Raw genomic sequence first — 480 nt, forward strand, 5'->3', positions numbered from 1 at the left:
CCATGCAAAACCAGAAAAACCTGATTCAGGCCACTGCTGACTTTGAGCACTGGCGACAAACCCGCATTAATAAACATGCCAGAATCCCCGATGAGCTACGCTGCTTGGCACTCAAGCTGCTTGAAGAATATCCGATCAGTCACGTGACCAAAGCACTACGGATCTGCACTACCCAGCTTAATGATTGGCGCAAGCAACTTCCCGTTAAGTCGTCCGCTCCTGATTTTGTTCCGTTACAGCTAGAGCCTGATTTACTACCTAAATCAGACCTGAGCCTTCAACTCACTCTTCCTAATTCAAGTCAGATCCGTATCAGCGGCCTGGTCTCTCCTGACTTATTGCGAGCTCTGATACAAGAAGCAGGAGAAGTAAAATGATCCACCTGACTGCTGAGAGTAAAATCCTGCTTGCGACTCAACCAGCCGATTTTCGCTGTGGTATCGATGGACTCGCCGCCCTGTGTCGTCATCAGCTAAAACA

The 480-nt window shown here is 48.8% G+C and carries 1 protein-coding gene; it reads left to right on the forward strand.

The genetic code is table 11. The annotated features are described in order from the left end of the window. Nucleotides 1-377 (forward strand): hypothetical protein (locus tag H5300_RS28605; RefSeq protein ID WP_182797394.1); only part of this gene is annotated, 377 nt, incomplete at its 5' end. Nucleotides 378-480 lie beyond the last annotated feature (103 nt).

This window comes from Vibrio sp. SG41-7, assembly GCF_014164465.1.
Taxonomy (GTDB): Bacteria; Pseudomonadota; Gammaproteobacteria; order Enterobacterales; family Vibrionaceae; genus Vibrio; species Vibrio splendidus.